Here is a 25,849-nt window from a genome sequence, read left to right as displayed (position 1 = left end):
ATGGCCAAGTTCACCCCGGCCGAGTGGCCCCGGAGGCTCCGCTCGCAGGAATGGTACGGCGGCACCTCGCGCGACAACATCTACCATCGTGGCTGGCTGAAGAACCAAGGCTATCCGCACGACCTCTTCGACGGCCGGCCCGTGATCGGCATCCTCAACACCTGGGGCGAGCTCACCCCCTGCAACGGGCATCTGCGCGAGCTCGCGGAGAAGGTGAAGGCGGGCGTCTGGGAGGCGGGGGGCTTTCCGCTCGAGGTGCCGGTCTTCTCCGCGTCGGAGAACACGTTCCGCCCGACGGCGATGATGTACCGCAACCTCGCCGCGATGGCGGTGGAAGAGGTGATGCGCGCGCAGCCCATCGATGGTGCGGTGCTGCTCGTCGGCTGCGACAAGACCACGCCGTCGCTGATGATGGGCGCCGCGTCGACCGACCTGCCGTCGATCGTGGTCACCGGCGGGCCGATGCTCAACGGCTGGTTCCGCGGCGAACGGGTGGGCTCGGGTACCGCGCTCTGGCAGATGAGCGAGGACATCAAGGCCGGCAAGATGAGCCAGGAGGATTTCCTCGAAGCCGAGCAGGCGATGTCGCGCTCGTCGGGGACCTGCAACACGATGGGCACCGCCTCCACGATGGCGTCGATGGCAGAGGCGCTGGGCATGGCGCTCTCGGGCAACGCGGCCATCCCGGGCGTCGATGCGCGGCGGCGCGTCATGGCGCAGCTGACCGGGCGGCGCATCGTGCAGATGGTCAAGGACGACCTGAAGCCGTCCGACGTGATGACGAAGGCCGCGTTCGAGAACGCGATCCGGACGAATGGCGCCATCGGCGGGTCGACGAACGCCGTCATCCATCTCCTCGCGTTGGCGGGCCGTGTGGGTGTCGATCTCACGCTCGACGACTGGGACAGGCTTGGACGCGACGTGCCGACGATCGTGAACCTGATGCCTTCGGGCAAGTACCTGATGGAGGAGTTCTTCTATGCGGGCGGCCTGCCGGTGGTGCTGCGTCGCCTCGGCGAGGCGGGGATGCTGCACAAGGATGCGCTGACCGTCTCCGGCGGTTCAATCTGGGACGAGGTCGCGGATGCCCGCAACTGGAACGAGGACGTGATCCTTCCGGTCAAGCGGGCGCTGACCGCGAGCGGAGGGATCGCGGTGCTGCGCGGCAATCTCGCGCCGGAAGGTGCCGTCCTGAAGCCGTCGGCGGCGAGCCCGCACCTCATGCGGCATCGCGGGCGGGCCGTGGTCTTCGAGGATATCGACGATTACAAGGCTCGCATCGGCGACGACGCGCTCGATATCGACGAGACCTGCGTGATGGTGCTGAAGAATTGCGGACCGAAAGGATATCCGGGGATGTCCGAGGTGGGGAATATGGGCCTTCCTCCGAAAGTGCTGAAGAAGGGGATCACCGACATGGTGCGGATATCGGACGCGCGGATGTCGGGGACGGCCTACGGCACGGTGATCCTGCACACCGCACCGGAAGCGGCGGTGGGCGGTCCCCTCGCGACGGTCCGGACGGGCGACATGATCGAGATCGACGTGGAAGAGCGCCTTCTCCATCTCGATATCTCAGGCGACGAGCTCGCAGAGCGGCTGGAGGCGTGGCGCCCCGCGGGCGACGGTCCTGCCTCGGGCTATGCGAAGCTTTTCCACGACCACGTGGAAGGAGCGGATACCGGGGCGGATTTCGACTTCCTGCGCGGGTGCCGCGGGCACGAGGTGCCGCGTGACAGCCACTAGCCCACCCCTGCAAGTCGCGATCGTCGGCGTGGGCAAGATCGCCCGCGACCAGCATGTCCCCGCCATCGCCGGAGAACCCGCGTTCGAGCTTGCCGCAACGGTAAGCCGGTCCGGCGGACTCGATGGGGTGGAGAACCACGCGGACCTCATGTCGCTGCTGGACGCGCGTTCGGACATCGCGGCCGTCTCGTTGTGCATGCCGCCGGTGCCTCGGTTCGAGGCGGCAACACGGGCGCTTGCCGCGGGGCGCCACGTTATGCTGGAAAAGCCGCCCGGCGCGAGCGTGGCCGAAGTCGGCACGCTAGAGCGTCTCGCGCGGGCAAAGGGCGTCTCGCTCTTCGCGACCTGGCATTCGCGGTACGCCGCGGGCGTCGCGCCAGCGCGGGCATGGCTCTCGGACAGGTCGATCCGCAGCGTTCGGATCGCCTGGAAGGAAGACGTGCGGCACTGGCACCCCGGGCAGGCCTGGATCTGGGAGCCGGGCGGGCTCGGCGTCTTCGATCCCGGTATCAACGCCCTGTCGATCCTTACCGGGATCCTCCCCGGCCCCGTGCATCTCACGAAGGCCGTACTGAGCTTTCCGGAGAACCGCGACACACCCATCGCCGCCGATCTCTCGTTCACCAGCGCGAGCGGGATGGTCGTGGAAGCCGAGTTCGACTGGCGGCAGGAGGGGCCGCAGAGCTGGACCATCGACGTGGAGACTGCAGACAGTGCCCTGAGCCTGCGCGAAGGGGGCGCGCGGCTCTTTCTCGACGGGGAGGAGCAGAAGGTGGAGGGTCCGGGCGAATATCCCGGCCTTTACCGCCGGTTTGCCGAATTGATCGAGGCGGGGCAGAGCGATGTCGATACCTCCCCCTTCGTTCACGTCGCGGATGCCTTCATGCTTGGCGAGCGTCGCATCGTCGCGCCGTTTCACGAATGAAGTCGTGACCCACAAGGGGGCAGCGGCTGGTTGCACTCCCCCGATGCAAGCGGGGGGTCAATTGGCCAGCTAAAAATCTGGCGATCTTCGCAATTGGATGGGTCAGCCCGCCAGGAGGGTCAGGACGGTGATCCATGCGGAGATCACGACCCCCGCGGCGCCCGCGTAGAGACCGTTCCATCGCACCCCCACATGCGATGCCGTGACCTTGCCGTAGGCGCCCACGAGCAGGACAGATGCGGTGAACGGCGACGTCGCGCCGCTCAGCGCCCAGCCACTGGTGATCGCGCAGACGACGATCGCGGGCGAGACGCCGAGGGCCTCCGGCGTGGGCAGGAGGGGCGCGAGCAGGGAGACCGACAGGATCGGGTTCATCCCGAGTTGTCCGGTGATCGGAATCATCCAGAAGAGACCCACGAGAAGGATCGGCGTCGGGATCGCGGTGAGGTCGAGGCCCGAGGCCGCGACCGCGGGCGCCAGGAGATGCGACCCCATCGTGCCGATGAACCCCGCCATCATCAGGAGGACGAGTTCGCCCTCGAGCGTCGGAAGTTCCTCGAAGGCGAAACGGCGCGCCTTGTTTCCCGCGTGGCGCAGGCGGCCGTCCCGTGCGTCGGGCTGAAAGGCGATCCAGACGAGCGCGATGGCCGGGACGAGCGCCATGACCGCGCCGATGATCCGGACGCCCGTCAGGAAATGGATGATACCGACAGAGACGACCATGATTCCGAGGAGCACGAAGAGCGGCCTGAGATGCGCGAACCATTGCCCTTCGGCGGGACCGATCGGCGGGCGCGGACCGGAAAGCCTCGGCTTGAAGATCGTGTCGAGCAGCCACCCGGTTGCCGCGAGGATCAGGGCGCTCGTCAGGGTGAAGGGTAGGGCGGCAGACCATTGCGCGCCGGGAATGATGGTCAGCGTGATGGCGGCCGCGAAGGCGAGCGGCGACCAGGTTAGGGTGGAGATGAAACCCCGCTGGATCGCCACGAGCATCCGGCGCCTTCGATGCGCGCGGACTTCCTCGTTGGGCTCGGCGGCGGAACTGTCCGTCGCGAGGGCGCCCAGGAGGGAGATCGAGCCATACATGAGGATCAGACCGAACAGGTGTCCGCCGAGGGTCAGGGCAAGATAGCGTCGTCCCGGCGGCTGTCCGGCGAGGAACCGCCCGCAATCAATGATTCCCGGATCGCCGATCGCGGCGAAGCGGATCGCCGTCAGCGCGGTGAAGAATGCGCCGATGAAGGCTGCTCGCTCGAGCGCCGAGAGCGTCGTCGCCGCCCAGTCGGGTTGCAACGCGGCGGAAAGCACCACGAGGACGAGCCCGATGATCACGAAAATGCGGCGCGTCCACGCGACGCGCGGCGTGAACGCCGCGAGCCCGAGAAGCGCCGTCAGGCCGGAGGCATAGGAAAAGACCGCCGCACCGGTGAACTCCAAGCTCACGAAAAGCACCATCGTCGCGACGAGAAGCGTGCCACCCAGGCGGTCGAGGGGCGAGCTGTCAGCCACGGACGTTCACCGAACCTGCTTCCTGATCCCGACGGGTCTCACCAAGGCAGATCCGGTTTCCCGGTCCTTCTCGGCCACAGCGATGCGATGGGGTCATGCGATGGGTCTTCGGAGAACGATCAGGCCTGCGCCGCGGCGCAACGGCATGTCCGCCGCGCCACCGATAGAACGTGTCCGGCCCGAGGCGGAAGGGGCCCCGGCGCGAGGCCGGGGCATGTGGGCGCGGATTACTCCGCGTCCTCCTTTGCCTCTTCGAGGCCAGTTTCCTGGTCGACCATCTTCATGGCGAGGCGCACCTTGCCGCGGTCGTCGAAGCCCAGGAGCTTCACGAAGACCTCCTGACCTTCCTTCAGAACGTCGGAGGGGTGGTTCAGCCGCTCCTTCTTGATCTGGCTCACGTGGACGAGGCCGTCGCGCTTGCCGAAGAAGTTCACAAAGGCGCCGAAATCGACGATCTTGACCACCGTGCCCTTGTAGACCTTGCCCTCTTCCGGCTCGGCCACGATCGAGTGGATCATGTCGTAGGCCTTCTGAATGGCCTCGCCGTTCGCGGACGCGATCTTGATGACGCCGTCGTCGTTGATGTCGACCTTGGCGCCCGAGACTTCCACGATCTCGCGGATTACCTTGCCGCCCGAACCGATGACTTCCCGGATCTTGTCGGTGGGGATCTGCATCGTCTCGATCCTCGGCGCGTGTTCGGAGAACTCGGCGGCCGAGCTGAGCGCCTTGTTCATCTCGCCCAGGATGTGCATCCGGCCGGCCTTGGCCTGCTCGAGCGCCTTGGACATGATTTCAGGCGTGATGCCCGCCACCTTGATGTCCATCTGCAGCGAGGTGATGCCGTTCTCGGTGCCCGCGACCTTGAAGTCCATGTCGCCGAGATGATCTTCGTCACCAAGGATGTCGGTCAGGATCGCGTAGTCGCCGTCATCCTCAAGGATGAGGCCCATGGCCACGCCCGCGACCGGCGCCTTCAGCGGCACGCCCGCGTCCATCATCGACAGCGAGCCGCCACAGACCGACGCCATCGAGGAGGAGCCATTCGACTCCGTGATCTCAGACACAACGCGGATCGTGTAGGGGAAGTCGGTCGCGGCCGGCAGCACGGCCTGAAGCGCGCGCCAGGCGAGCTTGCCGTGGCCGATTTCGCGGCGGCCCGGAGGACCGAAGCGGCCGACCTCGCCCACCGAATAGGGCGGAAAGTTGTAGTGCAGCAGGAAGTTCGACTTGTACGTGCCCTGCAGCGCGTCAATCATCTGCTCGTCGTCGCCAGTGCCGAGCGTGGTGACCACGAGGCCCTGGGTCTCGCCGCGGGTGAAGAGCGCGGAACCGTGGGTACGGGGCAGGAAGCCCGTTTCCGCCACGATCGGGCGCACTTCGTCGGTACGGCGCCCGTCGATCCGCTTGCCGGACTTGACCACGTCGCCCCGCAGGACCGCGCTCTCGAGCTTCTTGAAGGCGGAACCGAGGTTCTCGTCGACCTTCTGCTCGTCTGAGAGGCTCTCCATGATCGCGGCACGGGCGTCCGAGATCGCGGTGGTCCGCTCCTGCTTGTCGGTGATCGCGAAGGCCGCGCGCATCTTCTCCTCGCCGGCCGACTTCACCGCGTCGTAGAGCGCGGAGTAATCGGCGGGCTGGAAGTCGAAGGGCTCCTTCGCGGCATCCTCGGCAAGATCGATGATCAGGTCGATCACCGGCTGGATTTGCTCGTGCGCAAAGGTCACGGCGCCCAGCATCTCTTCCTCGGAAAGCTCGTAGGCCTCGGACTCGACCATCATCACGGCGTCCTTGGTCCCCGCGACGACGAGGTCGAGCCGCTGGTCGGGCTTGTTCTTGAGATCGTGCATGTCGTCGATCTCGGGATTGAGGACGTACTCGCCGCCCTCGAAGCCCACGCGGCAGCCGGCGATCGGCCCCATGAAGGGCGCGCCGGAGAGCGTGAGCGCCGCCGACGCCGCGATCATCGCCACCACGTCGGGATCGTTGACGAGGTCATGGCTGAGGACCGTGCAGATCACCAGCACCTCGTTCTTGAAGCCCGGAACGAAGAGCGGGCGGATCGGCCGGTCGATGAGACGCGAGGTCAGCGTCTCCTTCTCCGTGGGCCGCGCCTCGCGCTTGAAGAAGCCGCCGGGGATCTTGCCCGCGGCGTAGTATTTCTCGTTGTAATGCACCGTCAGCGGGAAGAAGTCCTGGCCGGGCTTCTGGGTCTTGGCGAAGGTGACATTGGCCATCACGCTGGTTTCTCCCAGCGTCGCGATAACGGAGCCGTCGGCCTGGCGCGCGACCTTGCCGGTCTCGAGCGTCAGGGTTTCCTCGCCCCATTGCATCTCTTTTTTCGTCACGTTGAACATATCGTATCCTGTCTGACGCGGACCGGCCCCTGCCGGCGCGCCGTTTGAATGGCGGCCCCATTGCCGCCGACCCCATTCCTTCTGCACGACGCCGGGGTCGGGACGTCACGTCTCAGATTGAGCGGCCTTACAGCAAAACCGAGCGGCAGGCCAGTCGTCGCGCGAGAACGATTCTTGCCCCGGCGAGACATTGTCGCCGGGGTGGAGCAGTCATCACGTCGATTCGGAAAGGCACGGGCCCGTGGAAGGCGGGACCGCACGTGCGTTCAGCGGCGGATGCCGAGACGCTTGATCAGGTCCTGGTAGCGGGCCTCGTCGCGCGCCTTGGTATAGTCGAGGAGTTTCCGGCGCTGGGCCACGAGCTTCAAAAGGCCGCGGCGCGAATGGTTGTCCTTCTTGTGGGTCTTGAAGTGCTCGGTCAGCGTGGTGATCCGGCTCGTCAGGATCGCGACCTGCACTTCGGGGCTTCCGGTATCGCCGTCCTTCGTGGCGAATTCCTTCATCAGCTCCTGCTTCTTCTCGGCAGTGATCGACATCGGGGACTCCTTTCGGGTGGTTCGGTGACGGCGCAGGCCGGGATGTCGTCCAGCACAGGCCCTTGGGGTCCGCATGGTTCGCGGATGGTCGCGCATAGCGAAACCGGGTCCCGAAGAAAAGCCCGGATCGCGGAATTCAGGTCGTGACGGAGATCTCGCAGCGCAGTCCGCTCGGACGCATCTCCCACGTGATGTCGAATTGCGGCTGGCGGCCGACCGCATGCAGCAGTTTCGATCCCCCGCCCGTTACTGGGGGCGAGGCGAGCGCGCGGCCGCTTTCCTCCATCCAGAGGATCCGCACCACGTCGAACCCGTTACGGCGATGCGAGCCGATGGTGATCGAGACCCGCCCGTCCTCGTCCGCGAGCGCGCCGTGCTTGACTGCATTCGTGGTCAGTTCATGGATGATCATCGACATGTCGATGGCCGTGCTCGTGTCGAGCCGCACCCGGCTCTCTCCCTTGACCTCGAGGCGATCTCCACCCGGATCGAAGGGATCGACCTGGATATGCACGAGCTCGCCCACGTCGATGAGGGCTTCGCCACTGCGGAAGTTGAGATCGTGCGCGAGCGCCAGAACGCGGATCCGATCCATGAGGCGGGCACGGATCGCCGGATCGACGCCACTGTTGCGCAGAGAGAGCGAGCTCACGGACTGGACGGTCGCGAGCATGTTCTTCACCCGGTGGCGCAATTCGTCGAGGAGAAGCTGTTTCTGGTTGTCTGACGAGGCGCGGCGCAGCGACGCTCCCACGACGTTGGCCACGGTGTGCAGGAATATCCGGTCGTCCCGGCTGAACGCTCGCGGCCCGCGCGTCTCGATACAGATGAGGCCGAGCGGGTCGGCCTTCTCTCCGATCGAAACGGCAAGGCCGGCCGCGAACCCGGCCTCCGCCAGGAAATCCGGCATCCGGGGGGCCTGCGATCCACCCGCGGCCGTGAGAAAATCGACGCTCTTGCCTTGGGACATCGCCTGCGCGAGGACGCTCTCGGGTCCGTTCTCCACGATCCGGTCGTCCGGCATCTCGATGCCGTGGGCCGAAGCGAGCTCGAGCGTTCCCTGTCCACGCCGGCAGAGCAGGATCTGCGCCGCGTCCACGTTCATGAGTTCGGTAAGCCGGAGGGGGATTTCCGCGATCATCACATCGACCGGCAAACCCTCGAGCCCCCTGCGCCCAAGCCGCGCGAGATACGCGTATTGCCCGGCGACACGTTCGGCGACCCTGCGGGCGTGCACGATCGGGGTGATGTCGCTGAAGACGCTCACCGCGCGCCGCATCTTTCCCGCGTCGTCGAAGACCGGGGCCGCGGCGATCATCACGTCGTGGGCGCGACCGTCGGCGTGGACGAACCGCGCCTCGACGTTCGTGACGGGCTCGCCGGTGCGCCACACCTGGCGCAGCGGCAGGTCGCGTGCGGCGATAGGGGTGTCGTCGATCAGGACCTGATAGTCGATCTCCCGCCCTGTTTCCGCAAGATCGCCCGTCTCCCGCCCGGTCATGCGGCGGGCATCGGCGTTGAGGATGATGTCTCGGCCTGCGGGATCGTCGAGGAACGCGATGCCGATCGGTGCCAGATCGAGGATTGCGGACAGGTCGTTTATCTTCGCCTGCAGACGCTGGTTCAGGCCGTCGATCCGGTCGCGGGCCGCGCGTGATGCCGAGATGTCGGCAAAGGTCACAACGACCCCGTCGGCGCGATCCTCGGCATCGAGATAGGGCAGGATCCGCATCAACACGATGCCGCCGCCGCTCACCGCTATCTCCCGCTCGACATGCTCGAAGCTCGCGACCACGCGCCGGGCCTCGGCGTCGAGATCCGCCTCGATCAGTCGGGTGGCGGCCGAATTCACGGACCGGCCGATATTTTCCGCATCGAGACCGAGCAGGAGTTGCGCCGCGGGAGTGATGCGGCGCAGTCGGGCCTCCCGGTCCAGAAAGAGGGCGGCGATCCCGGTGCTCGCGAGCGTGTTGGCAAGATCGGCCTGCGCCATGTCGTGCTGCGCGGCGGTCTCGACGAGCTCGTCCTCGATCGCGATCCTCGCCCGGCTCTCGCTCTGCAGCGCACCGCGGGCTTCCGCGAGATCTTCCCGCGTTCGTTCCAGCTCCTCCATCAGCGCCTGGCACCGCTCCTCGGGCGAAGCTCCCGGGATGTCGGTTCCCTCGTCCCCGCGCCGGGCTTTGTCCGAGGAGGGCGCAGGTTCGCGACGCATCCCGGCGAGACAGTCACGCACGGCCTCTGCGATCTCGGCGGGCGGCAAGATGGATTCAGCCGGTCCTGCCGCCGCGATGCTTCGCGCCGTCGCGCCGTCGCGCGTCTCGCCCACGATCATGCAACCCCCCGCCGCCTTCAGCCGGGCAAGGCCTTCGATGCCGTCGCGGCCCGGAAGGGAGAGCACGATCACGGCCGCACGGTCGCCGATCTCCGCCGCGAGCGAGCTGAGAAAGATGTCGATGGAAAGATGTTCGGCATTCTCCGGCCCGGGCCGTGCGAGGCGCAGGTTTCCGGATGCGATACGGGCGACACGCGATTCCGGTACGACGAGGATCCGGTCCTCCGCGATCTCCACCCCGTCCGTGGCTTGCACGACATCGAGCGTGGTCCGGCCGTCGGGGAACGCATCGGACGCATCATTCGTCCGCGATCCGGAATGCTGAACAACGACATAGCACGCACCCCAGCCATGCCCGAGTGCCCCGAGCACGTCGCCGAGCGCTGCGGTCTCCTCCGCCGCGGCGAGGATCGCCACGACGGGACAGCTGGGCGCCGGAGTGCCGGCTGCGTCATTCTCGTCGACGTCAATCATGCCGCCTCAGGGACCGGACCGGCGACATAGTGGCAAATCCATATCGCCGCCGAAAGAACAATCTTCGACATAGGAACTGCTAGGGAGGTCGTCGGTTGGATCGGTATGGACGGATCGACGACAAAGCCTCTGGGAGTTTCGGTGACGATGACCCGTGCTTCCGCGCATCCAGACCACGCCGCGTCGCACTCTCGTGGAGCTACGCTCTCATGACCGGAGCCGGAGCGGATGCCGTCAAGGTCCTCGTCGTGGAGGACGAGACCTTCGTTGCGCTCGACCTCGTGATGCAGCTCGAGGACGAGGGCTTCGAATGCTACGAGCCTTGCTCCTCCGTCGACGGAGCGCTGGAGTTCCTCGAGACGAACGATCCCGACATCGCCATCCTCGATGCGAACCTCCGGGGAGAGACGCCGCGCCGGATCGCGGAGGCCCTTCGGTCAAAGGGTATCCCCTTCGTCTATGTATCCGGCTATGGCTGGGATTATATTTCCCGGCAATTGCCGGTGGCGCCACTCGTCGCGAAGCCCGTGCGGATGACGTTCCTGCTGAACGAGATGAGCGCCGCGCTGGGCGCGCGATCCGGGTAGTAGATCGCCCGTCTCTACTTTCGCCAGTTTCGTGAAGTTCGACTCGGTGGGCGCGACCTTGCCCTGAAACTGCTGTTTCTTCGTCTCCGGAAGGCTGCCGAACCAGGGTCCTGCCGAGCCTGCTTTGCCCGGGTTCCCTCCTTGCGTAATAGTCGGATTGGAGGGAGATCGGTGGACGTTCGAGTGCTTCCGCGATCGTGGCTGATTCAACGACGATGCCGAGCGCCGGGATGCTGGTCGCAGGTCAGAACGAGACGGGCGGCGATTCTCGGCCGGTCCTGCTTCGACGGGTGCTAGGAAACGCTCTGTCGACTTGTCGCAGGTTTATGGGGCTTTTGCCTGCGCGATCTTCGCCTTAACAAGGGTGTGATGAAGGTGTGAGGGTCCGGATGGCGGCGCGGTTTGTCTCGATCGGCGAGTGCATGGTGGAGATGGCCCCTGCGGAGATGGACGGGACTTTTCGGATGGGGTTCGCCGGGGATACCTGCAACACCGCCTTCTATCTCCGCCAGCTTCTGCCGAACGACTGGGACGTCGACTACGTCACGGCGATCGGATGCGACCGGCTCTCGAACGGTCTGCGCGATTTCCTCGACGGCTGCGGGATCGGCACCTCCTCGATCATGCGGCGCGACGACCGGACGCTCGGCCTCTACCTCATCGAGCTTCAGGACGGAGAACGGAGCTTCGCCTACTGGCGCTCCAGTTCCGCCGCCCGGACTCTCGCCGAGGATCGACAGGCGCTGATGGATGCGCTCGCGGGCGCCGATATCGTCTATTTCTCCGGCATCACGCTCGGCATCCTGGATGCGTCCTCGCGCGCGACGCTCCTCGACTGTGCCGACGAGGCCCGTTCGAACGGCGCCCGCATCGTCTTCGATTCCAACCTGCGTCCCGCGCTCTGGCCGGATGCGGAAGCGATGTGCGCTGCGGTGAGCGCGGCGGCGGGACATTCCGACATCGTCCTGCCGTCCTTCGACGACGAGGCGCGGTTCTTCGGTGACGCGGACCCCGAGGCCACGGCCGGCCGCTACGCCGATGCGGGCGCGTCCCTCGTGGTGGTGAAGAACGGGGAGGCCGAAATCGTCGTGAGGGAGGGGGACGCCGTGACCCGATATCCGTCCGTTCCGGCGGAGAAGATCGTGGATACGACGGCCGCCGGGGACAGCTTCAACGCCGGGTTCCTCGCAGCGCATCTCACGGGGGCGGATTTGGGCGCGGCCGTCGCACGCGGCGCGGAACTGGCCGCGCGGGTGATCGCGCGGCGGGGTGCGATGGTCGATCTCGCATGAGGTCGCCTCGCATGTGGCCGGGCGGCCCGGTCCTGATCTGCGCGATCCTCGTCCTCGCGGGCTGCGACGGCCCCCAATCCGTTCTCGCACCGGGCGGCGAAGATGCCTTCGTCCTGGCGAACCTCTTCTGGTTCCTGCTCGCCGGCGCGGTCGTGCTCTGGTGCGCGATGAACGGGCTGATGTTCTACGTCACCCGGATCAATCCCCGCGAACTTTCCGAACGCGGCGCGCAGGCGCTGATCCTCTGGGGCGGGATCGCGTTTCCCACCGTGGTTCTCGCCGGGCTTCTTTTCTATGCGCTCTCGATCATGCCGGAGCAGCGGGCGGAGGGCGATGGCGGGCTTCGCGTCGAGGTGACCGGGGAGCAATGGTGGTGGCGCGTGGCCTACTGGCCCGAGGGAGCGGACGAGCCGATCATCTCCGCCAACGAGGTCCGGCTGCCGGCTGGATCGCGGAGCGAGATCACGCTCGAAGCCGACAAGGTCATCCACTCCTTCTGGGTGCCGTCTCTCGGTGGCAAGAGCGACATGATCCCGGGCCGGACCAACCGCATGTCCCTCGCCCCGACCGTGCCGGGCCTCTACCGCGGGCAATGCGCCGAATATTGCGGGGAGAGCCATGCCAAGATGGCCTTCACGGCGGAGGTCCTCACGCCGGAGGATTTCGCGGCCTGGCTCGACGCGGAAGCGGGTCCCGCTGTCCCGCCCGACACGGCGCTTGCCCGGGAGGGGCGCGCGGCCTTTTTCGCCGAGGGTTGCGGCGCCTGTCACGCGATCCGCGGCACGCCCGCTCACGGCCGGGTGGGCCCCGACCTCACCCATCTCGCGAGCCGCGCGACGCTCGCGGCCGGCACGCTGCCGATGACGGGCGAGGCGCTCGCACGCTGGATCACGGCGCCCGAAAGCGTGAAGCCCGGGGCGCTGATGCCGGGCTATGACCATCTGCCGCCCGAACGGATCGCCGCGATGGCCGCCTATCTGGAGGGTCTCGAATGACCGACATCTCCCGCATCGGCGGCGCGCGGCGGCGGCGCGACCAGAGCGCCGAGGACGTGCTGACCCCGCAGGGCATCTATCCCCCCACCGAGGAGATGCTCGCCGAACCCGTGGATCCGGAGCTCAGGAAGGCCCAGGAGGAGCGGTTGAAGGCCGTCTGGGACGAACCGCCCGGCTGGCGCTACTGGTCGGCCGTGAACAATTCGGAGGTCGGCGTCTGGTACTCCCTGACCGCTTTCGGCTTCATGCTGATCGCGGGGGTGCTCGCGCTCCTCATGCGGGTGCAGCTCGCCGTGCCCGACAACGAGTTCCTGAGCGCCGACCGCTTCAACCAGTTCTTCACGATGCACGGCTCGGCGATGATGTTCCTCTTCGCCGTGCCGATGTTCGAGGCGATCTCGATCCTCCTGCTGCCGGCCTTCCTGGGCGCGCGGGACATGCCGTTCCCGCGGCTTTCGGCCTATGGCTACTGGGCGTTTCTCATCGGCGGAATCTTCGTCATGGGCTCGCTCCTCTTCGACGCGGCGCCGAGTTCGGGCTGGTTCATGTATCCGCCGCTCGCCATCATCGACGAGGGCGTGGGCAGCGATATCTGGCTCCTGGGTCTCAGCTTCATCGAGGTGGCCTCCATCGCGGCGGCGGTCGAGCTCATCGTGGGCACGATCAAGTGCCGCCCGCCGGGGATGCGGATCAACCTCATGCCGCTCTACGCGTGGTACGTGCTGGTCGTGGGCGCGATGATCCTCTTCGCCTTCCCACCGCTCATCGCGGGCGATTTCCTCTTCGAATTGCAGCGCAGCTTCGACTGGCCATTCTTCGACCCCGAACGCGGCGGCGATCCGGTCCTCTGGCAGCACCTGTTCTGGATCTTCGGCCATCCGGAGGTCTACATCATCTTCCTGCCCTCGATCGCGGTCGCGGCGATGATCGTGCCCGCCGCCGCGCGGCGGCCGATGCTGGGCTATCACTGGATCGTCCTCTCCGCTGTCGGAACCGGGTTCCTGTCCTTCGGGCTCTGGGTCCACCACATGTTCACGACGGGCCTGCCGGCGATGTCTCTCGGCTTCTTTTCCGCGGCGTCGGAAGCGGTGGTGATCCCCACGGGGGTGCAGCTCTTCGCCTTCGTCGCGACCCTGATGGCGGGCAAGGTGCGGATGATCCTGCCGATGCTCTGGATCGCGGGGGCGCTCGCGATCTTCACGGCGGGCGGGCTCACCGGCGTGATGATCGCGCTCGCACCCTTCGATTGGCAGGTCCACGACACCTATTTCATCGTGGCACATCTGCATTACACGCTCTTCGGCGGCATGATCTTCCCGATCATCGGCGGCATCTACTTCTTCTATCCGTTCATCACCAAGAAGAAGATGTCCGACCGTCTCGGGCGGGTCAGCTTCTGGCTCACCTTCGTGGGGTTCAACATCTGCTTCCTGCCGATGCACCTTACGGGGCTCCTGGGGATGCCGCGCCGCGTCTACACCTATCCGGGCGATATCGGCTGGGACTGGCCCAACATGATCTCCACGGTGGGCAGCTTCGTCATCGCAGCAGGCATCCTCGTCTTCGCCTGGGACCTGGTCCGTCCGAAGCCGAAGCAGGGCTATACGGAGCGCAACCCCTGGGGCGCGGGTTCGCTACTTTGGTCGCACGACATCCCCGATCCCGGCTGGGGCATCCGCTCGGTGCCCTACATCACTTCCCGCTATCCGCTCTGGGACCAGCCGAAGCTGCTAGAGCGGATCGATGCCGGGCGCTACTACATCCCCGACGCGGAGGAGGGGCTTCGCGAGACCATCGTGACCTCCGCCATCGACGCCCGTCCGCAGCACATCGCGCGGATCACCGGGCCGGCCTGGTGCACGATCTGGGCCGCCATCTTCACCGGGGGCGCGTTCATCCTGCCGGTCTTCAAGTTCTACCTCCTCGCGGGCCTGTCGGGTGCGGCGGCGGTCGGCGCCGTGATCTACTGGCTCTGGACGTCCACTGCGCTCGTACCCGAGAAACCGATGAAGGATGCGGGGCTGGGCCTCAGGCTGCCGACCTATGTCTCGGGGCCGTCGGCGCCCGGGTGGTGGGGGGTCTTCATCACCATGCTGGGCGACATGACGGCCTTCGCGAGCCTCGTCTTCGGTGTCTTCTTCTACTGGACGTCCCGGCCCGACTTTCCGCCGCCCGGATCGCCGCATGCAGTTCCGCTCTTCGTCGGTCTGGCGGCGCTCTGCTTTCTCGCCGCCTGGGGCGCGACGCTCTTCGCGCGGACGCAGAACCGCCGTCACGACGTGGTGACGGCCCGCCTGTGCCTCGGGTCGGCGGCAATCCTCGCGATCGTCGGCGTGGGCGTGCTCTTCATGTCGGTCTGGATGCCGGGGCTCGCGCCGGCGAGCCACGTCTATCCGGCAATCCTCTGGGGTCTCGCCATCTGGACGGGGGCGCATATGGGCGTGGGGGTGATCATGCAGCTCTACTGTCTCGCGGGCAGCATGTTCGGCAAGCTCACGCCCCGATACGACGCGGATCTGTGGAACACTACGCTCTTCTGGCATTTCCTGCTCATCACCGGGCTCGTCACCTGCGCGGTGATGGGTCTCCTGCCGGGGCTTCTCTGATGGCACGGCCCGGCGTCGAAGACGGACCGGAGGATCGCAGCCTCTGGCACATGATCTTCGCACCGACGGTCTGGGCGGTACATTTCGCGGTCTGCTATGCAGTTCAGGCGATCTGGTGCGCCAAGATCGGCGGCGACATCGCGACGCTCAGGGTCGTGCTCGTCGCGATCACGATCGTGGCGCTCGCGATCATCTCCTTCTTCGGGTTCCGCGCCTGGCAGCGATGGGACTATTTTCACGATCGCGACTACATCCACGGCGGGGAGACGGACGAGGACCGGCGGGAGTTCCTGGGCCATACCGGCTTCATGCTCGCCTGCCTAAGCTTCGTGGCGGTGCTCTACGTCGCGATGCCGTTCCTGATCATCGGGAGCTGCATATGACGCGGCTTCGCCCCGTGCCCGCGCTGGCGGCGCTGGCGATCCTCGCGTTCGTCTGGAGCCCGCTCCTCGGCGATCTCTTTCCGGCGGGCATGATCCGGCACATGGCACTCGTCGCGGTCGTGCCGCCGCTCATCGTTCTGGCCTGGCCCGTCTGGCCGGAACTGCCGACGGGCCTCGTCCTCGTCGCGGCCGCCGTCGAATTCGCGCTCGTCTGGGGCTGGCATCTTCCCGGCGCGCTGATCTATGCCCGGAGCGACGGCGTCGGCCTCGTTCTCGAGCAGGGAAGTTTCCTCGCCGCCGGGATCCTCGTCTGGAGCGGATCGCTTGCCGCACGGGAGCCACTGGCGGGCGCGGGGGGATTGCTGCTCACCGCGATGCACATGACGCTTCTGGGGGCGCTCCTCGTCCTCGCGCCGCGGCCGCTCTACGCCTTCTGCACGCCGACGCTCGAAAGCCAGCAATTGGGCGGCATCCTGATGCTGGCGATCGGCACGCCCATCTATCTTGCCGGCGGCCTGTGGCTGGCCGGACGCGCGCTCGGTATGCCGCAGGGAGCCCGCCCATGAAGATCGATCCGCGCAGCGTCGCAGCGACCCTCGCAGCCCTTGCCGTTCTCGGCCTGATCGGTGCGGCGGCGGTGGTGTTTCTCGGTCTCTTCAACGTCTCGGCGAAGAAGGGGCACCTGCCGGGGGTGAGCTGGGTCCTCCATACGACGTTCCGCAATTCCGTCGATCTGCGCGCGCCACCCGTCTCGGAGGCCCCGAACCTCTCCGATCCCGACCTCATCGGCCTCGGCGCCAAGCATTTCAACGCGGCCTGCCGCGTCTGTCATTCCGCGCCCGGCCATGGCCGTACCGCGACAATGCTCTCGATGTTGCCGCAGCCGCCCCATATTACCGATGCCGTCGGTCACTGGACGGCGCCGGAGCTGCACTGGATCGTCCACGAAGGCGTCAAGATGTCCGGAATGCCGGCCTGGCCCGCCGAACGGGAGGACGACGTCTGGGCCGTCGTGGCCTTCCTGGAGGAGGTCGGGAGCATGGCGCCCGAGCGCTACGACGAGCTGACGGGCGGTATCGGTGCCGATCCGGAGACGTTCGAGTACTGCGCAAGCTGCCACGGTGCGAACGGCGTGTCCGGAAACCAGCAGATCCCGCGTCTCGACATCCTGTCCGAGGAGTACATGACCCGCTCGCTCGCATCCTACCGCGAAAGCGACCGCGACAGCGGCATCATGCAGCACGCGTCCTCCGAGGTCGCGCCGGAGAAGTTGTCGGAGTTCGCCCGCCGCTTCGCTGAGGCGCGCCCGGAAGGGGAGGCGGCGCTCACCGACCGGATCGAGAGTGCGGGAGCGCAGCTTGCGACGATGGGCTCGGGCAGTGACGTGCCGGCCTGCGTGGCGTGCCACGGTCCCTGGTCGGAGCCGTTGAGCGAGGCATTCCCGTCGCTGTCGGGCCAGTACGCCCCGTATCTCGCGGCGCAATTGAGGCTCTGGCGCGCGGGGCGTCGTGGTGGCGGCGAGGTGGCCGAGCTTATGTACCAGGCCGCGCGCGATCTCGACGATGCGGAGATCGATGCGCTGGCGGCCTATTACGCGGCCCTCGCACCCGCCAAGCTCAATCCGCCCGACGCCCCCTGATCCCGACGCCCCTTACTGAGAAAGGCCTATGCGGCGGCGGATCTCCTCGTCGCGAAGCGAGATCTCCTCGCCCAGATAGGCGTCCCCGTCGGGACCGCAGAGCCAGAGAAGCGCGCGGGCTGGCCATTCCGGGGGAATGTGGTCGGACCAGTCGAGTTCGCTGACCGGATTGACGCCGGAGGCCTTGATCTCGCGCTGCATCTCCGTGGCGACGGTGCCGGGCGAAAGCCCCATGACGCGCAGGCCGTTGCCCCGCTCCTCTTCGTCCGCGCAGCGGGTCAGCATCGCCACCCCGGCCTTCGACGCGCAGTAATGCGACCAGGCCTCGATCGGCCGATGCGCGGCCCCGGACGAGATCGTGAGGATCGTTCCGCCGCCCGTCTCCCGCATCACCGGGATCGCGGCGCGCATGCCGTGGAACACGCCCTTGAGGTTGATGTCGATCGCCTGCCCCCAGCCGTCCGGATCGGAGGTGGCGAGATGCGAGATCGGCTCGATCACGCCCGCGTTGTTCACCAGCACGTCAAGCCCGCCGAATGTCTTGACGCAGGCATCGATGGCGGCCCGCACTTCCCAATAGCGGCTGATGTCGCAGGGGATCGCGATGGCGGCGTCGGGCCCGATTTCCCCGGCGATCTCCGCGATGGCGTCGCCGCTGCGTGCGACGAGCGCCACCTTCGCGCCCGCCTCCGCGAAGGCGCGTGCGGTCGCCGCGCCGATGCCACGGCTCGCCCCGGTGACGAGCGCCACCTTTCCGTTCATGTCCGTCATGCCAATCCCCATTCGTTTCGGTGGAAAGCTAGCCCCGCGACGCCGCGAGGGCCAGTGGATGGCCCCCTAATCCGCCCGGGAAAGGCGCATGAGAGAGCGTTGGGGGACGGATCGGGACGCGGATCGTGCAACTTGTCGCGCAGAAAGCCGTTTGCCCCCGGAACAGGAGACATCACATGCCCGATTGGGAAATATCGAGAGGCGACGGCCCCGTCATCGCAACCGCGGTTCATTCGGGTCACGCGATCCGCCCGGAGCTTCTCGAGCGCATCGCACTCGACGGACCCGCGCGGCTTCGGGAAGAGGATCCGCTTACCGACATGTTCGTCGGGGCAGGGGACCAGACCTTCCGCGCCCGCACGTCGCGGTTCGAGATCGATCTCAACCGTCCGGAGGACGAAGCGGTCTACATGGAGCCGTCGGACGCTTGGGGTCTCACGATCTGGAACGAGAAGCCGACCGAGGACATGGTCCGCCGCTCCCTCGCCGCCCGCGAGGAGTACTACGCGATGATGCGGGGCTGGATCGAGGAGGGTATCGCCCGGCACGGCAGCCTTCTCGTCCTCGACATCCATTCCTTCAACCACCGCCGCGACGGGGCCGACGCCGCGCCGTCCGATCCGGAGGGCAATCCCGATCTCGACCTCGGCGTCACGACTGCGGACCGGCAGAAATTCGGCTCTGTCCTCGACGCGTTCGAGGAGGGATTGCAGGGGGAAGCGGCGGGCCGCAAGCTCGACGTCAGGCGCAACGTGCGGTTCGTGGATGGCGGAAACTGGCCCGAATGGGTCTTCGCCGAATACGGCGCGAACGTCTGCACCGTCACGGTCGAGTACAAGAAGTTCTTCATGGACGAATGGACGGGCCAAGCGGATATCGCGATGGTCGAGGATCTGCGCGCGGGCCTCGTCCGGGCCACCCAGGCCGCAAGGCGCGCCCTGTGAGCCATGCTCTCGACCCCGCCGCGCAGGAGGCCGATGCGGCGCTCTTCGCGATCGAGACGGAGATCGACTGGCTGAGCGCCGTCTCGCCCACCGGCAACCATGATCGGTGGACGGCCTTCGTCGGCTCGGAATACCGTGCCGCACCGGCCCTCACCTACGCCCCCCATGCGACCGATTTCGATGCGCTGCGCGGGCGCCTGACGGAACTGCCCCTCGATGACATCGAACATCCCCTGATCGAGCTTCTCCTGCGCGAGAAGCGTAGCGAGTTGCAGCGGCAGATCGACCTCGTCGCGCTGCGCGGAAAGGACGGCTTCATACAGGCGAGCGTCGCGCTTTTCGGCGCGCCCGATGCCGTCCTTCTTCGCCAGGCCCGTGAGATCCTGGAGAACGTGCCGGTGGTGGCCGATCCGTCCGACCCGGTCGGGGCGGGCGAGATCGCGGTGGCGGCGCTCGCGGCGCGGGACGTCTACAAAAAGGCCGATCCCGATTTCGATTTCGGGGTGTTCGTCGAAGCCGACATCAATTCGGCGTTGATGGTCAATCACGGCACGCTCTGGATCGATGCGGACACGAAAGTCCCGCGCGACCGCGTGGGCGCGCTGATCGCGCATGAGGTCGGAACCCATGTGGTGACGCGACAAAATGGCCGGCGGCAGCCGCTGAAACAGATGGAAACGGGACTTCCCGACTACGATCCGCTGCAGGAGGGCCTCGCGACGCTTGCCGAGTGGCTGGCGGGATGCCTGCCCCCACAACGGCTCCGCGTCCTCGCCGCGCGGGTCGTGGCCGCCGACATGGCGATCGCCGGCAGGAGCCTCGAAGAGGTTTTCACCTGCCTCCACGAGACCCATTCGATCACCCGCCACGCGGCCTTCGACACCGCCGTCCGGGCGCTTCGGGGCGGCGGGCTCACAAAGGACGCCGTCTATCTCGAAGGTCTCGTCGACCTTCTCGCCTGGCTCGGCGAGGGTCACGACATCGCACCGCTCTATGCCGGAAAGTTCGCCCTGTCGCAGCTTCCTACGATCTCCAAGCTGACCGAGGAGGGATTCCTGCTGCCCCCGGCCCTCCTCCCCACGCATCTCACGGGGGAGGGATGCGCCGCCCGCCTCGACGCCGCACGCACGACACCGATCACCGAATTCTATTCGAAGGACCTGACATGAAGCTCACATTCGTCATCAACGACATCGCCACCGAGAAAGACAACTACACCACGATCCGCCTGACCCGAAGGGCGGCGGCCATGGGGCATGACGTCTCGCTCGTCTCGCTCGCCGATCTCAGCTACGAGGCGGACGGGTCGATCACGGCGGACGGGGTCATGCCGTCGCGGAGCGATTGCAAGGACGATACGGAGATGCTCGCGGACCTGCAGCGGGAGGACGCCAAACGGGATCGGGTCTGCATCAGCGAGGCCGATGTCCTGATGCTGCGCGCCGATCCGGCCGACGAGATGCTGGCGCGACCCTGGGCGCATTCCTCCTCGCTTCTTTTCGCGCAGCTCGCCGCAAAGCAGGGGGTGATCGTCCTCAACGACCCGTTCCGCCTCACCGACGCGTCGAACAAGACGTATTTCCAACATTACCCGGCCGCCATCCGACCACGCACCATCATCTCCCGCGACGAAAAGGTGATTACCAAGTTCATCGAGGATGAGGGCGGCAAGGCTGTGATCAAGCCGTTGCAGGGGTCCGGCGGGCACGGGGTCTTCGTCATCACCGAAGGTCTCGGGTCGAACGTCAATCAGATGATCGAGGCGACGCTTCGCGACGGCTACGCGATCGCGCAGGAATACCTGCCCAAGGCAGCGGAGGGCGACCTGCGTCTCATCACGCTGAACGGACGGGCGCTCAAGGTCGATAATACCTATGCCTGCATCCGCCGATACAACGAGACCGACGACGCCCGCTCGAACATCTCCGCGGGCGGCAAGGTCGAGGTCGTCGAGCCCGATGCCGATGCGCTGCGCGTGGCGGAGATGGCGGGGCCCAAGATGATCCGCGACGGCATGTACATGTGCGGCCTCGACATCGTCGGCGACAAGATGATGGAGATCAACGTCGACACGCCCGGCGGGCTCTGCATGATCGAGGACCTGACGGAGGTCGATTTCTCCGGCGCGATCCTCGAGGATCTCGAACACAAGGTCCGGATGCAGGAATGCTACGGCAAGGGAGCGCTCGGCCCTCACGAGCTCGCCATTATCTGAGGAGGCCCGGACGGGTTACCGGCCGGGGTCGCGGCTCAGATGAAATCGAAGATATCGCCGCCGATCATGTCGGTCAGGGAAAGATCCGCGACGGGACTCTCCGTCGCGGAGTTCTCGGACTCCCCGGGGACATTATCTACGAGTTCCGGATCGGCGCTGGCGGGAGGTGCTATCTCCTTGTCGGACGGCGATGCAGGTTCGGAAGCAAATACGAAGTAATCCCGGACATCGGCGATCCAGTCGGCAATCGAGAGCGCATCCGGAATCGAGAGGTCCGTCGACGTTTCGTCCGCCCCGGCATCCGCCTCCGCATTCGGTGCCTCGGTTGCACCGTTCGAGACAGGTTCCTCGCCATCCGAGGCATCGCTCCGCGCAAAGCTCTGCGCGACCATCACGCTGTCGTAGGTCCCGGTCTCCGCTGTGAAATCGCCGGTCTCGATCCCGATGCCGATCTCGTCGAAAGTGTCGGAGAGGATATTGGCGCGATGACCGGGGCTTTTCATCAATGCAGCATGCAGGGCTTCGACATCGTCGACGAGGCCCGGTTCGCCGCGCTCGCTCTGCCAGGCCACGTTCTCGCCGGTCGACCAGTCTCCCTCGAGCGCGTAGCCGGCATCGCGAATGCGATCCGTGGATGTCGAACCGTCGGCGCCTTCGTGGGCGAAGGTGTCGGTTTCGAGCATCCATTCCGCGTGGTACTCCGCCGCATCGTTCAACGTCGGGTCGATCGAGAGCGGATCGAGCCCGTTCTCCGATCGCGTCTCGTTCACGAGCTCCAGCATGTAGGTCTCGAGGTCGCTTGCCGTCGCCATGTTTCATTCCTCACTGCGTGTCCCCGGGGCGGGGGTGGCGCCAGCCTGCGGACAACTCAAGCGGATCGTGGCGCATATCCTGCGTATAGGCGGTGAAGAGCCGACCCGATCGCGCTCTATCGGCGCATTCACGGACCATCGGCCCCAAGCGGCGATCGCGGGGATGACGGGCGATGCGACCCCCTGTTGAACGGCTTGCCGGAGAATACCCTTGCCTTTGGTATACCAAATCGGGTTTCCTGCCGCCGAGTTCAGTGATTTGGAGGAGGAAACCATGGCCGATACGAGGGCGAACCGGCGGTTCCGGTCCCAGGAATGGTTCGACAACCCCAACAATCCGGGCATGACCGCGCTCTATCTCGAGCGCTATCAGAACCAAGCCTTCTCCCGCGAGGAGCTGCAGAGCGAAAAGCCCGTGATCGGGATTGCCCAGACGGGCAGCGACCTCGCGCCGTGCAACAAGATCCATGTCTTCCTCATGGACAGGGTGAAGGCCGGGATCCGCGATGCCGGCGGCATCCCGATGGAGTTTCCCGTCCACCCGATCCAGGAGACCGGCAAGCGGCCGACCGCCGCGCTCGACCGCAACCTGACGTATCTGGGCCTCGTGGAGGTGCTTCACGGCTATCCGATCGATGCGGTGGTGCTGACCACGGGATGCGACAAGACCACGCCCGCCATGCTGATGGGGGCGGCGACGATGGACATTCCCTCGCTCGTGCTTTCGGGCGGGCCGATGCTCGACGGCTGGTGGAAGGGCAAGCGCGCGGGCTCCGGCACGATCATCTGGGAGGGGCGCCGCCTCCTCGCGGAAGGCAAGATCGACTACGAGGAGTTCATGGAGCGGACCTGTGCCTCCGCGCCGTCGCTCGGACATTGCAACACGATGGGCACGGCCTCGACGATGAACGCGATGGCCGAGGCGCTCGGCATGTCGCTTCCGGGATGTGCAGCGATCCCCGCGCCCTTCCGCGAGCGGATGGAGATGGCGTATCTCACGGGCAAGCGGATCGTCGAGATGGCCTACGAGGATCTGAAGCCCTCGGACATCCTGACGCGGGAGGCGTTCGAGAACGCGATCGTGGTCAACTCCGCAATCGGCGGCTCGACCAACGCGCCGCCGCACCTGCAGGCGGTCGCGCGCCATGCGGGCGTGGAACTCGACGTGTTCGACTGGCAGAAGATCGGCTTCGACGTGCCGCTCATGGTCAACATGCAGCCGGCGGGAATCTATCTCGGGGAATCCTTCCATCGCGCGGGCGGGGTCGCGGCGGTCATGGCGGAACTCCGCAAGGCGGGGCGGATCCACGAGGGCTGCATGACGGTGACCGGCCGCACGATCGGCGAGAACCTCGAGGGACGGGAGAGCCACGACCACGACGTCATCACGACCTATGATGCGCCGCTCCGAACCAAGGCGGGGTTCCTCGTCATGTCCGGAAATCTCTTCGATTCCGCCCTGATGAAGACGAGCGTGGTCTCGGACGATTTCCGCAGCCGCTTCCTGTCGGAGAAGGGCAAGGAGGGCACGTTCGAAGCCCGCGCGGTCGTTTTCGACGGGCCGGAGGATTACCACGACCGGATCAACGAGGTCGCGCTCGAGGTAGACGAGCGCACCATCCTCTTCATCCGCGGCGTGGGATGCGTCGGCTATCCCGGTTCCGCGGAGGTGGTCAACATGCAGCCGCCCGACCGGATCATCAAGAAGGGGATCGACCACCTGCCGACGGTCGGCGACGGTCGGCAATCGGGAACGTCGGAAAGTCCGTCGATCCTGAACGCCTCGCCGGAATCGGTCGTTGGGGGCGGCCTCGCCTATCTCCAAACCGGGGACATGGTGCGGCTCGACCTCAACGAATGCACGCTCAACGCGCTCGTTTCCGAGGAGGAGTGGGAAAGCCGGAAGGCTGCCTGGACGCCGCCCGACATCGTGAACCAGACGCCCTGGGAGGAGATCTACCGCAGCACTGTTGGTCAACTCGCCCAAGGCGGTTGCCTGGAGCTTGCAACGGCGTATCAGCGTATCCGCGAACAATTGCCGAGAGACAATCACTAGCCGCCACGCGGCAGAGGGGGAGGGCCGGATGTCACGGACGATTTGGATCACGGGAGCGGGCAGCGGCATCGGCAAGGTGACCGCCCGACTGTTTCTCGAGAAGGGATGGCGCGTGGCGCTTTCGGGCCGTCGCCGCGACCCACTCGAGGAGACAGCCGACGGCAACGAGAACGCGCTCGTCCTGCCGATGGACGTCACCGACGAGGGGCAGGTGACGCAAAGCGTCGTCACCATCGCGGAGGAATGGGGGCGTCTCGACGCGCTTTTCAACAACGCCGGGATGAACGTCAGTGGCGGGCTGATCGACGAGATCGCCGTGGCCGACTGGCAGGCGCTCAGCGACACCAACATCACCGGCATGTTCCTCTGCGCGCGGGCGGCCTTCGGCCTGATGCGGCGTCAGGATCCAATGGGCGGGAGGATCATCAACAACGGCTCCATCTCCGCGCATGTGCCGCGGCCGGGCTCCGCGCCCTACACGATGTCGAAGCACGCGGTAACGGGTCTCACGCGCACGCTCAGTCTCGACGGTCGGCCCTTCAACATCGCCTGCGGACAGGTCGACGTGGGCAACGCGCTGACCGAGATGGCGGAACGGATGACCCGCGGCGTCCCGCAGGCCGACGGATCGGAGAAGGTGGAGCCGGTCATGGACGCCGCCCATGTCGCCTCGTCCGTCCTCCACATGGCCGAGTTGCCGCTGGAAGCGAACGTGCAGTTCCTCACGGTGATGGCGAGCGCGATGCCCTTCATCGGGCGGGGCTGAGCCTCAACGGCGCACCGGGGGGGCGCCGCGCGTCTCCCGGTGCCAGATATAGATGCCGGAGCCGATGATCACGAGCGCGCCCACCAGGGTCCAGATCGTCGGCCACTGGGAAAAGACCGCGATACCGGCGATCGTGGCGAAGATCAGCTGCAGATAGACGACCGGGGCCAGGAGCGAGGCATCGGCGAAGCGGTGCGCCGCCGTGGCGGACGTATGGCCAAGTGCGCCGAAGAGCCCGATGAGGATACAGATCGCGACCTCGCTCGGCGTTTTTGGCCAGGCCCATTCGAAGAAGACGACCGGTACCATCAGGATCGTCGCAAGGCCGCTCGACCAGATCTGAGAGGTCGCGTTGGTTTCACGCCCCGCGAGGAAGCGGGTCAGGACGAAGTAGAGCGACGCGCACAGCATCGCGCCGAGCGAGAAAAACATGGCCGGGTGGAACGAGGCGCTCCAGGGCTGCACCACGATGAGCACGCCGGCGAACCCGACGAGAACGGCCGTCAGGCGTCGGATGCCGACCTGCTCGCCCAGGATGGGGATCGACAGGAGCGTCACGGCGATCGGACCCGCGAACATGATCGCGGTCGTGACCGTGATCGGCAGGAACATCAGCGCGGAGAAGTTGAGAATGGTGCTGCCGAGCAGCATGCTCGAGCGCAGCGCCTGTTTCAGCGGATCGACCGAGAGGAACGCTTCGGCCCCCTCGCGGGGGACGAAGACGACCAGGGAGAAGACGAAATGGCCCGCATAGCGCAGGAACACGACCTGCAGCGGCGGCAATCCCGCCAGGATGAGCCATTTCGCCGATGTGTCGATCGCGGTGAACAAGGTGACCGCGGCGCACATGATGAGAAGCCCCACGAGGCTTCGATCCTCGCGGGGAAGGGACTGGCTCATCGTT

General features: G+C 66.4%; 21 protein-coding genes. 14 read left to right on the top strand and 7 right to left on the bottom strand.

Annotated features, from left to right (window positions below; genetic code table 11):
* Positions 1 to 1,746 (top strand): L-arabinonate dehydratase, encoded by a 1,746-nt coding sequence (gene araD / locus LX81_RS02490; protein ID WP_111535716.1) that lies wholly within the window; start codon positions 1 to 3, stop codon positions 1,744 to 1,746.
* Positions 1,733 to 2,671 (top strand): Gfo/Idh/MocA family protein, encoded by a 939-nt coding sequence (locus LX81_RS02485; protein WP_211322695.1) that lies wholly within the window; start codon positions 1,733 to 1,735, stop codon positions 2,669 to 2,671. Before araD ends, LX81_RS02485 begins: the two co-directional genes overlap by 14 nt.
* A gap of 102 nt (positions 2,672 to 2,773) precedes the next feature.
* Here the strand turns inward: LX81_RS02485 and LX81_RS02480 are convergent, their stop codons facing one another.
* From LX81_RS02480 to LX81_RS02465, 4 genes are all read right to left on the bottom strand, one after another.
* A complete protein-coding gene (locus LX81_RS02480) occupies positions 2,774 to 4,180 on the bottom strand; it encodes a hypothetical protein (protein ID WP_234822462.1) in 1,407 nt (468 codons plus the stop codon).
* 227 nt (positions 4,181 to 4,407) lie between these two features.
* Positions 4,408 to 6,537, bottom strand: coding sequence for a polyribonucleotide nucleotidyltransferase (gene pnp, locus LX81_RS02475; protein WP_111535714.1), 2,130 nt, complete (start codon positions 6,535 to 6,537; stop codon positions 4,408 to 4,410).
* A gap of 266 nt (positions 6,538 to 6,803) precedes the next feature.
* Positions 6,804 to 7,073 (bottom strand): 30S ribosomal protein S15, encoded by a 270-nt coding sequence (gene rpsO, locus LX81_RS02470; RefSeq protein WP_111535713.1) that lies wholly within the window; start codon positions 7,071 to 7,073, stop codon positions 6,804 to 6,806.
* A 136-nt stretch (positions 7,074 to 7,209) separates the two neighbouring features.
* Positions 7,210 to 9,879, bottom strand: coding sequence for a chemotaxis protein CheB (locus LX81_RS02465; protein ID WP_111535712.1), 2,670 nt, complete (start codon positions 9,877 to 9,879; stop codon positions 7,210 to 7,212).
* Positions 9,880 to 10,088: 209 nt separating this feature from the next.
* Between LX81_RS02465 and LX81_RS02460 the strand changes: the two genes are divergently transcribed.
* From LX81_RS02460 to LX81_RS02430, 7 genes are all read left to right on the top strand, one after another.
* Positions 10,089 to 10,466, top strand: a complete 378-nt coding sequence (locus LX81_RS02460; protein WP_111535711.1) for a response regulator — start codon at positions 10,089 to 10,091, stop codon at positions 10,464 to 10,466.
* A 389-nt stretch (positions 10,467 to 10,855) separates the two neighbouring features.
* On the top strand, positions 10,856 to 11,758 hold the full coding sequence (locus tag LX81_RS02455; RefSeq protein WP_111535710.1) for a sugar kinase: 903 nt from the start codon (positions 10,856 to 10,858) through the stop codon (positions 11,756 to 11,758).
* Positions 11,755 to 12,753, top strand: coding sequence for a cytochrome c oxidase subunit II (locus LX81_RS02450; RefSeq protein ID WP_111535709.1), 999 nt, complete (start codon positions 11,755 to 11,757; stop codon positions 12,751 to 12,753). Before LX81_RS02455 ends, LX81_RS02450 begins: the two co-directional genes overlap by 4 nt.
* Complete coding sequence (ctaD, locus tag LX81_RS02445; RefSeq protein ID WP_111535708.1) at positions 12,750 to 15,359, top strand: cytochrome c oxidase subunit I; 2,610 nt, start codon at positions 12,750 to 12,752, stop codon at positions 15,357 to 15,359. Before LX81_RS02450 ends, ctaD begins: the two co-directional genes overlap by 4 nt.
* The gene (locus LX81_RS02440) at positions 15,359 to 15,742 is read left to right on the top strand and encodes a hypothetical protein (protein ID WP_111535707.1); all 384 of its coding nucleotides are present in this window, start codon (positions 15,359 to 15,361) and stop codon (positions 15,740 to 15,742) included. Before ctaD ends, LX81_RS02440 begins: the two co-directional genes overlap by 1 nt.
* Positions 15,739 to 16,308 (top strand): cytochrome c oxidase assembly protein, encoded by a 570-nt coding sequence (locus LX81_RS02435; protein WP_111535706.1) that lies wholly within the window; start codon positions 15,739 to 15,741, stop codon positions 16,306 to 16,308. Before LX81_RS02440 ends, LX81_RS02435 begins: the two co-directional genes overlap by 4 nt.
* On the top strand, positions 16,305 to 17,381 hold the full coding sequence (locus LX81_RS02430; protein ID WP_111535705.1) for a c-type cytochrome: 1,077 nt from the start codon (positions 16,305 to 16,307) through the stop codon (positions 17,379 to 17,381). The genes LX81_RS02435 and LX81_RS02430 overlap by 4 nt, the downstream gene beginning before the upstream one ends.
* A 12-nt stretch (positions 17,382 to 17,393) precedes the next feature.
* Here the strand turns inward: LX81_RS02430 and LX81_RS02425 are convergent, their stop codons facing one another.
* Positions 17,394 to 18,152, bottom strand: a complete 759-nt coding sequence (locus LX81_RS02425; RefSeq protein WP_111536009.1) for an SDR family oxidoreductase — start codon at positions 18,150 to 18,152, stop codon at positions 17,394 to 17,396.
* A gap of 176 nt (positions 18,153 to 18,328) precedes the next feature.
* On the opposite strand from LX81_RS02425, the gene LX81_RS02420 reads away from it, so the two are divergent.
* From LX81_RS02420 to LX81_RS02410, 3 genes are read left to right on the top strand one after another with little or no spacing between them, the layout of a single operon-like run.
* The gene (locus LX81_RS02420; protein WP_111535704.1) at positions 18,329 to 19,096 is read left to right on the top strand and encodes an N-formylglutamate amidohydrolase; all 768 of its coding nucleotides are present in this window, start codon (positions 18,329 to 18,331) and stop codon (positions 19,094 to 19,096) included.
* Positions 19,093 to 20,265, top strand: a complete 1,173-nt coding sequence (locus tag LX81_RS02415) for a tyrosine/phenylalanine carboxypeptidase domain-containing protein (protein WP_170133827.1) — start codon at positions 19,093 to 19,095, stop codon at positions 20,263 to 20,265. Before LX81_RS02420 ends, LX81_RS02415 begins: the two co-directional genes overlap by 4 nt.
* Positions 20,262 to 21,311 carry an ATP-grasp domain-containing protein gene (locus LX81_RS02410; protein ID WP_111535702.1) on the top strand — a complete coding sequence of 350 codons (1,050 nt, stop codon included), beginning with the start codon at positions 20,262 to 20,264 and terminating at the stop codon, positions 21,309 to 21,311. The genes LX81_RS02415 and LX81_RS02410 overlap by 4 nt, the downstream gene beginning before the upstream one ends.
* A gap of 35 nt (positions 21,312 to 21,346) precedes the next feature.
* On the opposite strand, the gene LX81_RS02405 is transcribed toward LX81_RS02410, so the two are convergent.
* Positions 21,347 to 22,123 carry a CAP domain-containing protein gene (locus LX81_RS02405; RefSeq protein ID WP_111535701.1) on the bottom strand — a complete coding sequence of 259 codons (777 nt, stop codon included), beginning with the start codon at positions 22,121 to 22,123 and terminating at the stop codon, positions 21,347 to 21,349.
* 274 nt (positions 22,124 to 22,397) lie between these two features.
* Between LX81_RS02405 and LX81_RS02400 the strand changes: the two genes are divergently transcribed.
* Positions 22,398 to 24,179, top strand: coding sequence for an IlvD/Edd family dehydratase (locus tag LX81_RS02400; RefSeq protein WP_111535700.1), 1,782 nt, complete (start codon positions 22,398 to 22,400; stop codon positions 24,177 to 24,179).
* Positions 24,180 to 24,207: 28 nt separating this feature from the next.
* On the top strand, positions 24,208 to 24,945 hold the full coding sequence (locus LX81_RS02395) for an SDR family oxidoreductase (RefSeq protein WP_111535699.1): 738 nt from the start codon (positions 24,208 to 24,210) through the stop codon (positions 24,943 to 24,945).
* 3 nt (positions 24,946 to 24,948) lie between these two features.
* On the opposite strand, the gene LX81_RS02390 is transcribed toward LX81_RS02395, so the two are convergent.
* A complete protein-coding gene (locus tag LX81_RS02390) occupies positions 24,949 to 25,845 on the bottom strand; it encodes a DMT family transporter (protein WP_111535698.1) in 897 nt (298 codons plus the stop codon).
* Positions 25,846 to 25,849: the final 4 nt, after the last annotated feature.

Origin of the sequence: Palleronia aestuarii (assembly GCF_003253995.1) — a bacterium.
In the GTDB taxonomy this organism is placed as follows: domain Bacteria; phylum Pseudomonadota; class Alphaproteobacteria; order Rhodobacterales; family Rhodobacteraceae; genus Palleronia; species Palleronia aestuarii.
The sequence above is the reverse complement of the archived record's forward strand: the minus strand, read 5'-3'. Positions and strand labels throughout refer to the sequence as shown.